This window comes from Streptomyces sp. iso_384, assembly GCF_056172905.1.
The window spans coordinates 39152-53415 of record NZ_JBWBTT010000016.1; the positions used below are offsets into that span (position 1 = coordinate 39152).

The following is a 14264-nucleotide window of genomic DNA, read 5'->3' on the forward strand; positions in this document are numbered from 1 at the left end:
CGCATTCACCCTGGCCGCGGCGGCGGCCGTGCGTTCGCGCTGGGCCCGGAAGGGCAGCGCGCTCACGCCGCCGCGTGCGGGGAGCGAGCCGCCGTGCCGCCCGTCCGGGAACAAAACGGCCGCCCGGCTGAACCGTCGCACGATTCAGTCGTCACACGGACGACGAGAGGAGTCGTCGTCATGACGACACGCAGGCCCCGCCGGTCCGACCGTCCGGAAGCCGAGGTCGACCGGGAGCGCGCCTGGGCGCACATGCTGGCAGACCCCGGGGGCATCCGGCGCAAGGATCCCTTCGGCATCGAGTACGACGAGAAGCGATTAGGGGAGATCGCCCGCCGGTACGACCAGACCTGCCGACGTGCCCAGGGACGTCTCCAGCCGGAGGCGTCCGAGACCGACGTCCTCGCCGCGCTCCTGGTGATCCGGATGCTGCGGGACAAGCTCCTTGACGACGAGCTCATGCTCATGACGCTGGCCCGCTCCTTGGGCGTGACCTGGGCCCGGGTCGCCGACGCGCTGGAGCTGAAGAACCGGCAGTCCGCCGAGCGCCGGCACCTTCAGCTCAGCAAGTCCACGCGTGCCGACGGCACCCGCCCCCGTACCCAGCACGAGCGGGTCGAGCACACCCGCGAGCGCCGCCGCCGACGGGCGGAGCGGGACTGGGCCCTGGCCAACGCCGGCACCATCCACACCACCGCGCTGGCCCTGATCGCCATCCCGGATCTCCAGCAGCGCGCGAACCGGTCACAGGAAGCGACGCTCATGGCCGCACCTGTCCGGCGGGACGGCACCGCCCCGGAACAGGTCGACATGACCTGGCCCGGTGCCCTCAAGGCGTGCCTCGCCGAACACCTGCGGTTCCGGAAAGATCCACGAGCCCATCTCAGCCCGGAGCGCCTGGGCCTGGTCGACGAGCAGTGGCAGCTCCAACAGCACGAGGCCGACATCCTCCACCGCATGCTCGGCCTGCTGCGCTACGCGGCGGATCCGCGGCACCTGGACCTGTCCGACCACCCTGATCTCCGGGAGCAGATCGCCCGGCTCGGCCAGGACCCCACGATCCGCACCCTCCGCTGACCAGGCTGGGTGGGCATCAGGGCAGGTCAGTGATTTGCGGCTTCCCGCCGATCGGCGGGAAGCCGTCGCTGTACGTCACTTCGGTGACGTACGCCGGGGTTGATGACGTACGGGCTGACCGGGGCTGCTGGGCGTCGGCGGACGTACGGTGGAAGGGTGAGCGGGTACGCCGAGTGGTTGGCCCGGTCTCGACGGCAGACCCTGTACGAGGCCGCGCGGCTCACTGCGTGTGCGGAGCGTCTGGTGCGCGACGACGGGGACGTGGATGTCGACGACGCCTTGGCCTTGATCAGGTTGAGTTCGAGTGTGTACCACCATGCTCGCCGGGACGCGGTGCGTCAGGCGGTGCGGGCGGGTGCCACCGTGGAGGAGGTCGCGATTGCCCTCGGGATGTCGATTGCGGATACCCGGGTTTTCATCGGCCGGATTCGCGAGCGTGACCGTCTCCTTGCCGAGGACAGCCGAGCGGGCCGGAAGCCTGAGTCGGCTTCGTGAAGGCCTTCATGAAGGGGTTCTCGCCGCGGCGGCCCGGTCGCACGGCTGGATAGGGTCGGAGCAGACCGCGCCGTATGGGTGTGCGGGACAGGCCCGGGTCCCCGGAGTACGGCTCGAGCCCCTGGTGCCGGAGGGGGGTTTGCCTCCTCCGGCACCAGGCCTTCTGGTGGTCGGAGGCCGCCTGATCCTGCTCAGGCGGCGGGTTCGTACTCGACGGTCGAGTCGGCGCACGGCCCGGCGAGGTCGAGGAGGGCCGTCTGCTCGGCCTGGTCCGCGCTCAGGTTCCAGCGGAGCTTCGTCGCGGTCCAGTCGACGAGGTACGTGCACGTCGCGGACGCGGCGGGCGGCATCCACGCGGCCGGGTCCCGGTCGGCCTTCGACCGGTTCGTCTTCGCGGTCACCGCGACCAGCGACCGCTCCGCGTCGAGGTCGTTGGCGTAGGCCTCGCGGCGCTCCGGCGTCCAGTCATAAGCGCCGCTGTCCCAGGCCTCCGCCAGGGGCACCATGTGGTCGATGTCGAGCTTCCTCGCGTCGGTCACCTCGACCTCGTCGTAGTACGACATCCAGCTGCCCCCGCTGAGCGCGCACCGGGCGCCCTGCTCCGGAGCGGTGACCGCTTCGGCGATCAGGACCTCCTGCCGGGTCGGGCAGCCGTCGCCGTCCTCGTCGACCCAGTGCTTGAAGGAGTCGCGCTCGTAGCCGGTGCGCTGCTCCTCCGCGACGGGAAGCTTCTTGATGGCGTCCGCGAGCGTGAGCCCGCCCCTCTCCGGTGCTCCGCCGGGTGCACCGGACGGTGCGGTGGTGCCGGTGGCGGAGGGCTTGGGGTCGTCGGCCTCCACGCTCTGGGCGGTACAGGCGGTCAGGGCGGCGGCGGTGAGCAGGACGGTGGGCAGGAAGCCGAGGCGGCGCAGCGTCACGGGGGTCACTCCAGCAGATCGAGGGGCTGATGCAGCCTCATACTCGCAGCTCAGCACTGGTGGTGAGGTCCCGTCATTCGATCGAGCGAAAGGCCCCCACGCCCCGTTGCCGCGGTGTTCCGATGCGCGGGTATGGCGTCCGGGCCGGTCCCGGGGAATCGCCTGCGGAACGGACCGCGCCCCCGGGCGGTGGGGCCAGGGGGCGCGGGACGATGGGGCCGTGGTCGGGGTGTCAGGCGGTGGCCCAGTCGGCTCCGAGGGCGGCGAACTGCTCGCGCTGCTCGACGGTCAGCTTGGCGCGCCTGCTCTTGTGGTTGGAGAGGAACACCCCGGCCTTGATGTGGTGTTCCTGGCCGTCGATGAGGACGGTTTCGGTGTGCTGGCGGGGGACCTTCAGGTGTCCCTCGCGCTGAACGTACTGAGCGAGCGCGGTGATGCCCCGCTCGAACGCCCCGCCCTTTCCGTTCTTCCCGGCGGTGGCGGCCGGAGCGGTCTCGGTCCGGCGCGTGAGCCCGAGTTTCTCCAGGCGTTCGCGCTGCTCGGGCAGGAGGGTGTCCCAGATGGCGGGGTCGGTCTGGCGGGTGGTCCAGGTGCCGACGTCGACCCCGTTCACGGTGAAGCCGGGCAGCAGTTCGACACCGCCCTGTTCCTCGGCCAGGAGGTGGCGGGCGGCGGCGTAGTGGCGCTGCCAGTCGACGGACCATCCGGTGGGGTTCCACTCGGGGTCGATCGCCTCCAGGGCGCGGCGGCGCTCAAGGGCGCGGTCGGGGTTGGTGCCGAGGCCGCCGGGGCGGCGGAGGTTGGAGAGCCACTGCCCCACCGGGACGCCGTCCCACACCGCGCCCTTCGGGCAGGCCAGGCTGCCGTGGGCGGTGTAGTAGGCGCGGGCGGCACCGAGGTTCTTCCAGAAGCCGGCGTCCGCGACCGACCAGACCATGCCCACCTCGTTCAGCAGGTCGGTCCGCCATGCCTTGAGCGTCTGGGCTTTGAACGCGCGGCGCTGTTCGCTGACCCAGGAGCCCAGCCCGTACGCGCCGTCGCCGTTGCCGAGTTCGACGGTGGTGTCGCTGGGGACCCGGGCGTGTCCGTGCTCGTCGACGAAGGCGCGCAGGGCGTTGTAGCCGGTGAGCCAGATCTCGGAGTCGGGGCGCAGGACGCGGGTCCGCAGGAACAGGGCGACGGCGGCGGGGTCGCGGGGGAGGGAGAACCGCAGCAGCGGCGTGGTGGTGCCGGGGGCGATGCCCGGGGCCGCGTCGGTCTCGTCGCCCTGGTCCTCGTTGTCCTCGTCGTCGGCTTGGTCGTCTCGATCGTCGTCGTCACGCGTCTCGGTGCCGGCCACGGTTTCCCGCTCGCCGTCCTGCTCCTGGCCGTCGCCCTGGTCGTGCTCGTCGTCCTGGTCGGCCGGGGACGGTTGCTGCGGGTCGAGGGCGAGGACGGAGGTGATCTGGCCGCGCGCGGTTGTGGTGGGCAGGGCCATGCGTTCGATGACCCGGTCGTCGTGGGCGCGCAGGCCCTGGAGGATCGCGACCAGGGGGCGGTAGCTGGAGGAGGCCATCATGTCGCCGGGGTCCTCGCCGGGCTCCAGGAAGACGGGCACGATGATGCGGGAGACCTTGCCGTCGCCGGGTTCCTGGCGCAGGGCCCGCCCGATGATCTGGACGATCTCCACCGGCGAGCTGCGGGTGTCCGCGAAGACGACCGCGCCGACGCCGCGCGTGCCCCGGATGTCGACGCCTTCCCCGAGGACCCGGCAGGACGCGAGGAACGACAACTCGGTGACCCACCCTTCGGCGTCGAGCCCGTCGGCGTACCGGGCGAGGACGTCGCGGCGGTGGGTGGCGGGGTGTTCTCCGGAGAGCCACTCCGCGCCGATCCGGGCCGGGTAGGCGGCGGGGTCGGCGGCGTGGAGGCGTGCGGCGGTCTCCGGCATCGCGCGGGCGAACGCCATCGCGTCCAGCGTCCGGGAGTGGAACGTCATGTAGCTGCGGGTGCCCGACTCATCGGCGTGCTTGAGGAGCGCGGCCTGGAGGGCTGCGAGCCGGCGGCCCCGCCGCTCCTCCAGCGAGGCGTCCTCCTCAATGGGGGAGGGGTCGCGGATCTCCAGCACGTCCACCTCGAACCGGGCAAGGATTCCCCGCTCCACGGCCTCCATGAGGCCGGTCTCGTGGAGGACCGGCCCGTACAGGCTGGTGTCGTCCATCGAGGCGACCAGCCGCCCGCCCAGCGCCTCCCCGCCGCTCTGCGGGGTGTTGGCCGCCCCGTCCGCGCCGGGCTCGTCACCGTCGCCGTCGGCCTCCTCGCCGGCCGTCCGGGGGGCGGCTTCCCACAGGCGCGGCGTCGCCGTCATGTACAACCGCCGGGCGGCGGGGATCCGCTGCTGGTCGTGGACGGAGGCCCACGCTTTCGCGGCGTTGCCGGACGTGCGGTGGGCTTCGTCGATGACCAGGAGGTCGAAGGGGGCCATGGTCTGGCCGTAGGAGCCGCGCAGTGCCTGTTCCAGGACGCCGGGCGCGGTCGCGTCCGGGGTGTCGTCCTGGTCGTCGGCGAGGCCCTGCGGGGCGAGGGAGGCGTACGTCGCGAACACCAGCATCGGGCCCGAGTTGACCCAGAGGGCGAGCTGCGTCGGGTTGGTCGTGCACCGCACCCCGAGCGCCTCCAACAGCGGGTCCGCGCCCAGCGAGCAGACGGCGACGGCCGGGCCGTTGTGTCCCACCCTGCGCCAGGCCTCGATCGTCTGGGTCAGCAGGTCCAGGGTCGGGACCAGGACGCCGATCACCCCGGCCGGGCACAGCTTGAGCGCGGCCCTGGCCGCGGTGATGGTCTTGCCGGTCCCGGTGGCCATGTGGACCTGGCCGCGCTGCCCGTGTGCGGGCAGCGTCCCGTCGGCCGGGAGGGACAGGCCCCGCACGATCGCGTCCACGGCTTCGGCCTGGTGGGGCCGGAGGGTGATCACGTCCGGGCTTGCCTGCGGTGTCTGCTGCATGCCCCTATGCTCCTCGCTGCACATCGTCCAATGCTGATACGGCCGGTGCACAATCTAACATCAAATCTAGGTCTATAGTGATACACTTTTTTCATGAGTGATCCTGTGAGCGTTGAATCGCTTCTCGAAGAGGCCCGGCTCGCCAAGGACATGCCGCCGCCGGAGGAACGCCTGCGGCTGCGCGAGGCGGCCGGGCTGACCCGCGCCCAGGTCGCCAGCGCGGTCGGGGTCGCGCGCGGCACGGTCCTTGCCTGGGAGAACGGGACGTCGTCCCCGACTCCGCCCGGCAGGCTGCCCTACCTGCGCCTGCTGGAGGGCCTGGCCGAGCTCTACCCCGCCCCCGCCCCCGCCCCCGCCCCCGCCCCCGGCGACCCGATCGCGGCCCTGTTCACCGATCAGCCGTACGGGGCCGCCCCTGTACCGCCCGCCCCCGTACCGGCCGCCGCCGAGACGCCCGCTGTAGCGGTGCCGGCCGCGCTGACCGGGCTGGAGACGCTGCGCGGTGAGGACGGCCACCCGGGCCCGTGCGTGCGGTGCGGTGTCGAGACGACCTACCAGTCCACCGACGGCCGCCCCCTCCACTCCGGCGCCCTGTGCCAGCCCTCCGCCGCCGCACCGGCCCCGGCCGCGCCTCCTGCGGCACCACCCGCCGCCCCGGCCGCGCCCGCCCTGGCTCCGGCGGCTGCGGTGTCGCCGGTTCCCGCGCCGGTGCCGACCCGCCCGCAGCGCCGGGCGAAGTCTGCCGACCGTGCTCAGGCCGAGCTGGCGGTGCTGATCGGCCGGGCCGTCCAGGAGGAAGCCGAGCGCTCCGGAGGGGACGAGGAAGCCGCGCTCAAGGCTCTGATCAAGCGGGCGATCCCGGACGTGATGCACCTGTTCAACGAGACCCGGGCCACCGCCCGCTACGACTACACCGCCTACCCCGCCCTGCCGGACATCCTGAAGAAGCCCTCGAAGAAGGACCCGGACCAGATCTGGGAAGCCCGCCCCCGCTTCCACCACCCCGACTACTCCCTCAAGGCCCCCGGCGACGTCCGGGTCACCGCCCTGGACGTCAACGCCGCCTACCTGTCCGCCCTGAAGGTCTGGCTACCGATCGGGAAGCTGGAACACACCACCGGCGCGGACGGCGTCGGCCCGAAGCGCTCGGGGGTCCACCTGATCACCCCCGCCCCGTGGGTTCACCCGCATCTGCCGGACCCGATCGGCGACCGTGACGAGCCCGGCGCCCTGTGGGTCACCGACGCCACCCTGCGCCTCCTGATGCGCCTGTCCGGCCCCCGGTACGGACTGACCGAAGCCCCGGTGGTCCACGAGTCGTGGACGTCGGGGGCCACGGAGAACTTCCTCGACGCCCTGCGCAAGCTCCTCGGTGCCGCCCGGGAAGAGGCCATCACCATCGGGGACACGCTCACGCTGGAGTACGTGAAGGCGATGTACTCCAAGTTCATCAGCACGATGGGGGAGTCGGTCCACAACCGGGAAATGGTCCGCCCCGACTGGATGCACAACATCCACTCCCAGGCCTACGCGAACCTCTGGGGCAAGGCGTACAAGGCCCACCAGGCAGGCCTCGACGTCGTCGCCATGACCGGCACCGACGAACTCCACGTCACCGGCGACTGGCGGCAGGTCTTCACCGAAGGCCGGGAAGTGTCCCAGATGAAGATCAAGCACGGTGACGGCAAGACCTCCGGCACGTACCTCGTCGGGAAGGTGACCCGCTGATGGCCGGCCGCTGGATGGACTTCGGCCAGTACGGCGCGTCCGGCGCACCCGGGGCCGAGGCGCTCGGGACCGCGATGGAGAAGATGGTCACCGGCATCGCCTCGCCCGTCGACAGCGACCGCGGTCTCGCCGCCCGCCTGAACTACCTCACCCGGACCGACGCCGGGTACGAGGCGATGGACCGCGCCGGAATCCACGTCTCCCCCCGCACCCTGATGGCCTGGCTCGCCGAGGAACGCACCCCGAACAAGGCCAACCTCGCTCGACGCGGCGTACTGGGACCTGCGCCGCCGCAACGTCGCCGCCGACCTCAAGCACCGGCTGAACAACGGAGGGCGGGGGACCCGCGTCGAGATCAACCCCGTCGACCAGGCCGGGGTTGAGCAGAAGTACCGGCGCGACCTGTCCAGCCGCAGCGTCACCGTCCGAGGGGTCTGGGACCGGGCCGTGGACGCCTGGATGGACGACGACGTGGAAGAGCTGGACGCGGTGTGGGACGAGGTCCTGGACCTGCTCGGCTCGGACTACGACGGCTACAGCTACGTGTCCTCGATCGGCTGGTCCGCCTGACCCCACCCCGCCACCCAGGGCAAGGCCCGCCCCCGGTACTGGAGTTGCCGGGGCGGACCGGTCCTGTGCCCGCCGGGCCGCCCGCTGACCGCGCAGCGCCGGAACGTAAAAGGCCGGCACCCTCAGTCCGTCCACGGGGGTGAGACGGGTGGCACGGGTACCGGCCGCAAGGCAACCACCCCGAAGGGGGCCCACCCGCAGCGTACCGCTCACCGGCCCCGACCCCGGGCCGCTACGGTTTTTCGACACAGAGTTCTGGAGGAGTACCCCCGTGATCAGAGCAGGCCGGCACCACCTCGTGCGCACCCTGGCGGACCTCGCCGCGCAGCAAGGCGTCGGCATCGACCACTACACCCGTCTGAAGCCGTACGCGGCCGAAGGGTTCCCGGAGCCGATCAACTCGGAGGGGTCGCGGACGCGGCTGTACGACGGCGAGCAGGTTGACGCCTACCTCCTGGGCAAGCCCGTGCCTCCGCTCCCGGAGCCGGAGGTCGAGGACGACGGGGACCTCCTGGACCGCCGGGAGTGCGCGGCGCTGCTCGGGGTGGCCCCGAACTCCTGGGACGTCTACAAGCGCGACCCCGCCCTGACGGAGGCGCGCGTCGAGGCGGGCGGGGTCGAGCACTGGCCCCGCCGCGCGGTGAAGGCGTTCCAGGCGGGCCGCCCCGGCGACGCCGCGCAGCGGACCGGCCGCCCCAAGAGCACGGGCGACCAGGTCCCGCGCGACCAAGTCGCCGCGCTCGTCGCCGAGCTGCTCGACGCCGACCCCACCATCAGCGCCGCCACCGTCACCGAGCGGCTCGGTGTCCACCGCAACACCGGGCAGGACGCCCTGACCCGGCTGCGCGCCGACCGCATCGCCGACTACATCAAGGCGCACCCGACCCTGACCCCCACCGAGGCCGCCGCCCAGCTCGGCTACCCGGCCGGACAGGTCCGCCGCGCCACCGCCCGCGCCGAAACCGTCCTGCGCGCCCGCCACGTCGCCCCGTACCTGACCGACGTGGCCGCCGCCCTGCACCGGGCCGGCTGGACCACCACCAAGGCCGTGCCGGACGTCCAGTTCCCCGGAGACGACCGGGTCGTCGCCGCGCTCGTCCTCGACGCCGACCAGGCCCCGGTACCCGCCCTGGTCTGGGACGAGCGGTACGGGTGGCGCACCGCGACCTCCCGCCGCCACCCCATCACCAAGGGCGCCGTTCCCCCCTCCGAAGGCGAAGGGGTGCGCTACCTGACCGGGGGCATCACTCCGCTGCCCGGCGACGTCGTCGCCGCCCTCACCACCTGAACCCATGCCCGGACAGGAGCAGCACATGGACGACAGCACCGACAAGGCCGGCGCCCGGGTCTGTCAAACGAGCGGTGTAACTCGGGTTGTTGAGGGTTACTGACGTGCTGCGGAGAGTCGGCCGTCGAAGGTGATATCGAAGGCGTTCAGAGCGGTTTTCCAGCGCATGGTCCAGCGGGCCTGGCCCTTGCCGGTCGGGTCGAGCGACATGATCGCCATGTAGACGCACTTCAGGGCGGCCTGTTCGTTCGGGAAGTGCCCCCGGGCTTTCACCGCCCGGCGGATCCTGGCGTTGACGGACTCGATCGCGTTGGTGGTGCAGACGATGCGGCGGATCTCGGTGTCGAAGCGGAGTAACGGGGTGAACTCCTCCCACGCGTTCTCCCAGAGCCTGACGATTGCCGGATACTTCTTGCCCCATGCGTCGGCGAACTCCGCGAACCGATCGAGGGCCGCGTCCTCGGTCGCCGCGGTGTAGACGGGCTTGAGGAGCTTGGCGATCTTGTCCCAGTCCTGGCGGGCGGCATAGCGGAAGGAGTTCCGCAGCAGATGGACCACGCAGGTCTGCACGACGGTGCGGGGCCAGACGGTCTCGACCGCGTCAGGAAGCCCCTTCAACCCGTCGCAGACGAGCATGAGGACGTCGTTCACGCCGCGGTTCTTGATTTCGGTGAGGATGTGCATCCAGTGCTTGGCGCCCTCGCCGCCGTCGCCGGCCCACAGCCCGAGAATGTCCCGCCGGCCCTCGACGGTGACCGCCAGGGCCACGTAGATGGGCCGGTTGGCGACCGCGCCGTCGCGGATCTTTACGTGGATGGCATCGATGAACACCACCGGATAGACGGGATCCAGGGGCCGGTTCTGCCATTCGGCCATGCCTTCGAGGACCTTGTCGGTGATCGTGGAGATCGTCTGGCGCGACACGTCGGCGCCATAGACCTCGGCCAGGTGGGCCTGGACCTCGCCGGTGGTCAGGCCCTTCGCCGCGAGTGAGATGACCATCTCGTCGACGCCGGACAAACGCTTCTGGCGCTTCTTGACGATTTTCGGTTCGAAGGAGCCCTCGCGGTCGCGGGGCACGGTTATCTTCACCGGGCCCACGTCGGTCAGTACGGTCTTGGCGCGGGTGCCGTTGCGGGAGTTGCCGCCGTTCTTCCCCACCGGATCGTGCTTGTCATAGCCGAGGTGGTCGGTGATCTCGCCCTCAAGGGCCGACTCCAGGAGCCGTTTGGTCAGCTGCTGGAGCAGCCCGCCCTCGCCGGTCAGCTGCAGGCCCTCCGCCTGAGCCCGGCCCACCAACTCGTCGATCAGCCGGTCGTCCACAGACTTCGACGGCACCGTCTCAGACGGCTCGACGGGCTCGGCCTTGGTCACGTTGTTGCTGGTCATCGATGCATCTTCCATGATCGGGAGTTACACCGAACGTTTTACAGTCCCACAACGTACGGAAACGGGGGCCCCGCAGGCATGCGGACCGCGGGGGTCTGGGGTCCTGCGCCAAGGACGCGGCGAGTGGTCACGGAGCTCATCGTACGAGCGCGCACCGGCGCTGACTGACCGTGCCGCTCAGGCGGAGCCCGTACGGGTTTCTGCCGCGAGCGTCCACAGTGTGATGACGCAGTCTTTCTGGCAATGGACGGTGTGGTCCTGCGTTGGCCAGGCGGATGTGACGCTGAGTAGTTGGCAAGGGTGGCGCGGAAGTTGGCAAGCTCGGGTCACGGGCGGTGATCGTCCTGGGTGAGGGTGGCGTCCCTTGGCGTTTGAGGTGTCGCGTCATCGGCCGGAGTCTTCTTGCGTTCCTTCGGGTGGTTTACCGGCTCTCCGCAGACCAGGCGGCAAGGTGCCTGAAGGATTTCTCGCGGGTCGTGCCCTACGGCCCGGGGAAGGATGGTGCGCATCGATGAGTGCGACACGACGAAACGTTCTGGGTGCCGCTCTGGCCGCGCCCTTGCTGGCGCAGTTCGCGGGGACGGCGTCCGCGGCGGATGAGAAGTACGGCACGGTCTCCGACGGCTGGGTCGAGGTCCGGTGGTCCCAGCCGGTCCAGGCGGAGCTGGACCGGAGGGGGGCGGTGGTCGAGGCTGTGGCCCCTGCCGAGATGGTCAAGTCCTCCGGTGGTTCGGCGGTGCGGTTCCCCGTGCGCTCCGGCAAAGGCGACCCCTCGTTGGCGAAGCTGCCAAAGGCCAAGGGCAACGGTGCTCTCGACGGCGGGGTCTCGGTGCGGTCGCCGCTGGGCAACGTTCTGCTCACCGGCCTGGAGGGCGCTCTGAAGGACGAACTGGCGTCGGGAAAGTGCCAGGTCAACGGCGTCACTGTCGAACACACCTCGGCTCTCCGGTGCGGGGCGGAGGAGGGAAAGCTGTCCACCGACAAGGTTCCGGTGGGCAAGCCGCTGAAGGTTCGGCTCAGTGAGGTGCCGCTGTACGCCACCCCCGAGATGCTCGAGGCGTACACCGCGACGTTCGGCACATCCGCGTTCAGCGAAGACACGGTGCTGGGGTATGTGACCGTAGCGGGCACGTACACGCCGCCGAAGCCGTGAGGTGAGTCCGGGCCCGGGCTCAGAACGCCGGGCCCGGACTCAGGAGGCTCAGGCCGGCTTTGCTGAGCGGGCTGGCTCTGTCGGCCGGGTAGGCCCGGGGAGAGTGCCGCCGAAGCGGCGTTGGCGGCCGGCGTAGACGGTGACCGCTTCCCGTAGCTGCTCCAGGCCGAAGCCGGGCCAGGGAGTGGGGTCGAAGACCATCTCGGCATAGGCCAGATGCCAGGGCAGGAAGTTGCTGATCCGCTGCTCACCAGAGGTGCGGATCAGCAGATCGACGTCCGGGAGGCCGGGTGCGTACATGTGCCGGTCCAGGTCGGCGGGGCCGATGTCCTCGGGCAGGATCGCTCCGGTGGCCGCTTCGGCGGCCAGCGCGCGGGCGGCCTCCACCAGTTCTTCGCGGCCGCCGTAGTCGACGCAGACGGTCAGCGTCAGCGTCTCGTTGTTCGACGTCATGCTCTCCACCAGGGTCAGTGCGGAGGCCAGCGACGGGTCGATGCGGTCACGCCGCCCGCACCATCGCACCCGCACCCCCAGGTCGTGCAGCCACTCCACGCCTCCGCGGGCCATCGCATCGCCCATGATCTCGAACAAAGCGTCCAGTTCGTCCTGAGAGCGGGTCCAGTTCTCGGTGGAGAACGCGTAGAAGGTCAGGTGCCGCACTCCCAGCCGCAGTGCGGCGTTGACCAGGCGCATCGCGGACCACTGACCCGCCTGATGCCCCCAGGAGGCCGGCCGGCCCTGCTCCGAGGCCCATCGGCGGTTGCCGTCCATGATGACCGCGACATGCTCGGGCACCGTGTCCACCTCCGCATGCGCCCATACAGGGCGGCGGGAGGCCCCGTCGGCAGACACCAGCGGCTCGAGACCTTGGGTGAAGACCCGCTCCTGGCGGAGGGCGATCTCGTCGAACTGCAGATGGGCCCCCAGCACCAGCACGTGCAGGAACGGCTGATACTCGCGCTCTGCCATTCCCGTCACCGGCGCTGCCTGCTCCAGCAGGTCCTTCCAGCGGCCCAGTTGCATGCGCGCCAGTTCCGCCAGAGCCCCGGGACGTTCACCGCGCACAAGATCACTCATCTCCAGTCCCAGTGCCCGCAGATCGGCGCGCGGCAGGTAGCACCGGCCGGCAGCGAGGTCCTCCGGCATATCCTCGAACTGGTCGACCACCTGGCCCGCCTCGCCCAGCAAAGAGGTCAGTGCCAGCATCTCCGGATCCCTCAGGCCCACCAGCGGGGACCACAGCTCGAAGTGCGCACCCGCCACCCCCCTCAGATATCGCCGCTGGTCCTGGAGCGTCTCGAAGACAGGGGGATGGACGCAATCGGTCTCCAGGACGCCCATATGCTCCTCGATCACCGCACGGTCGAGATCCCACCGCGAAACCGTGTCCACGAATGCCCGCAGCACCGGATGCGCGCTGTCCCCCGACCGCAGCCCCTCGCGGACGGCGGAATACCAACGGGCAAGCCGTCGCCCACGCTCCGCCGCGGTTCCGCCCTTGTCGGCGATGGCGTCAGTCCACAGAGCGAAACCGTTGACAGCATGCATGTGCGGGCGCACCGAAGCGGGCAGCAGTTCACCCGCCCGCCACAGCGGCGCGTGGGACTGCCTGGTCACCGCCTCACACAGTTCGTAGGACTCACGCAACTCGGACGAACCAAACGAAGTCTCACCACTCGTCATGCACAGACCTCCCCTTCAACCACGCCGTCGCCAGCACACCGCACCCGTGCAGTGCGGCAGACGACACCTCCTCCTCACCGACCATGGGCCGGCGACCCTCCCATCACTAACGAGACGCCGACCGGCCGGTACCGGGCAGCAAAGTGGTGGCGGGCCCGCAGGATCGTCGATCGGACGAGTGACTGGATCTGCGCCTGGCGGGCCATCAGAGTCCAAGCCGTGCGCCGGGCGCGGCGATGACGACGATCGCTCGAACGAGAGTGGGGGACAGTCGGGTCCGCTGACGTCCCTGCTGTCGGGTGCCCCCTGTAGCGCCTTGCTCTGACGAGGCATCTACCTACTTGTCCCACAACGCAGAGTAACTACCGAACAACCTCAGCGTCGTTTGCCAACAAGCGTGCGAGTTTGCCAATTGAACCGCCCCGGGCTCGGTAGAGATCTCAGCGCAAGACTCCGCGGGTCTGCTGGGAGGACCCGGGTGTACGCCGTGGCGGCGATGGCCGCTCGTAAGGACGGTTTTGGCCACGCTGGAGGCTCCGACCCCCTTCTGGCCGCGGATCCGGTCGCTGTTCGCGGTCTGACGGCTCCGCCGCCGAGGAGGTGGACGCCTGTGGCCCACAGCCCCCAGCGGCACCTACCGCGCCGGATCGCGCGGGTCGTGCACCGCAGCCCCAGAACCGCACTCAGGCAGGCCATCAGGAAAGCAGCGACCGGGGTCACTGCCCCGTAGTGGAAATTGGAGACGAGAGCGCTCACGATCTCAGCACCGGCCTGCTCCACCAGTTCGGACTCACCCAGTGCTGAGCACGCCCCCTGGAAGTCCTCTCGTCTTGCTTGCCTTGATCCGATGACGCGGTCTGAAAGCGGTCTTGAGACGGGCTTTTGAGCCGGTCCGGGGCGACCGGCCAGGCGAGGACACGCGGCACACCTGGGGTACGCGGCTGGGTCCGAGCCGTGCGCCGGGCGCACACACGAGCTCCA

At 70.6% G+C, this 14264-nt stretch carries 9 protein-coding genes and 2 pseudogenes; 6 read left to right on the top strand and 5 right to left on the bottom strand.

What is annotated here, in order from left to right:
• Positions 1–180 precede the first annotated feature (180 nt).
• The gene (locus AC0VY3_RS36540) at positions 181–1077 is read left to right on the top strand and encodes a hypothetical protein (protein ID WP_475551842.1); all 897 of its coding nucleotides are present in this window, start codon (positions 181–183) and stop codon (positions 1075–1077) included.
• A 156-nt stretch (positions 1078–1233) separates the two neighbouring features.
• The gene (locus AC0VY3_RS36545) at positions 1234–1572 is read left to right on the top strand and encodes a hypothetical protein (RefSeq protein WP_475551843.1); all 339 of its coding nucleotides are present in this window, start codon (positions 1234–1236) and stop codon (positions 1570–1572) included.
• A 191-nt stretch (positions 1573–1763) separates the two neighbouring features.
• Here AC0VY3_RS36545 and AC0VY3_RS36550 read toward each other — a convergent pair whose 3' ends face one another.
• Together AC0VY3_RS36550 and AC0VY3_RS36555 are read right to left on the bottom strand one after the other, a co-directional pair.
• Positions 1764–2483 (bottom strand): HNH endonuclease family protein, encoded by a 720-nt coding sequence (locus tag AC0VY3_RS36550; RefSeq protein ID WP_475551949.1) that lies wholly within the window; start codon positions 2481–2483, stop codon positions 1764–1766.
• A gap of 238 nt (positions 2484–2721) precedes the next feature.
• Positions 2722–5472 carry a helicase associated domain-containing protein gene (locus tag AC0VY3_RS36555; protein WP_475551844.1) on the bottom strand — a complete coding sequence of 917 codons (2751 nt, stop codon included), beginning with the start codon at positions 5470–5472 and terminating at the stop codon, positions 2722–2724.
• A 93-nt stretch (positions 5473–5565) separates the two neighbouring features.
• On the opposite strand from AC0VY3_RS36555, the gene AC0VY3_RS36560 reads away from it, so the two are divergent.
• From AC0VY3_RS36560 to AC0VY3_RS36570, 3 genes and pseudogenes are all read left to right on the top strand, one after another.
• The gene (locus AC0VY3_RS36560) at positions 5566–7200 is read left to right on the top strand and encodes a helix-turn-helix transcriptional regulator (RefSeq protein ID WP_475551845.1); all 1635 of its coding nucleotides are present in this window, start codon (positions 5566–5568) and stop codon (positions 7198–7200) included.
• Positions 7200–7770: pseudogene (locus tag AC0VY3_RS36565) on the top strand (transcriptional regulator). Before AC0VY3_RS36560 ends, AC0VY3_RS36565 begins: the two are co-directional and overlap by 1 nt.
• 271 nt (positions 7771–8041) lie before the next feature.
• A complete protein-coding gene (locus AC0VY3_RS36570; protein ID WP_475551846.1) occupies positions 8042–9058 on the top strand; it encodes a DUF6292 family protein in 1017 nt (338 codons plus the stop codon).
• Between the two features lie 96 nt (positions 9059–9154).
• Here the strand turns inward: AC0VY3_RS36570 and AC0VY3_RS36575 are convergent, their stop codons facing one another.
• Positions 9155–10447: an IS256 family transposase gene (locus tag AC0VY3_RS36575; RefSeq protein WP_475551847.1), complete on the bottom strand. Its 1293-nt coding sequence runs from the start codon at positions 10445–10447 to the stop codon at positions 9155–9157.
• 511 nt (positions 10448–10958) lie between these two features.
• On the opposite strand from AC0VY3_RS36575, the gene AC0VY3_RS36580 reads away from it, so the two are divergent.
• Positions 10959–11600: a hypothetical protein gene (locus AC0VY3_RS36580; RefSeq protein ID WP_103510808.1), complete on the top strand. Its 642-nt coding sequence runs from the start codon at positions 10959–10961 to the stop codon at positions 11598–11600.
• 48 nt (positions 11601–11648) lie between these two features.
• On the opposite strand, the gene uppS is transcribed toward AC0VY3_RS36580, so the two are convergent.
• Complete coding sequence (uppS, locus tag AC0VY3_RS36585) at positions 11649–13283, bottom strand: polyprenyl diphosphate synthase (RefSeq protein ID WP_103510807.1); 1635 nt, start codon at positions 13281–13283, stop codon at positions 11649–11651.
• A gap of 624 nt (positions 13284–13907) precedes the next feature.
• Positions 13908–14039: pseudogene (locus AC0VY3_RS36590) on the bottom strand (MHYT domain-containing protein); the annotation flags it as partial.
• Positions 14040–14264 lie beyond the last annotated feature (225 nt).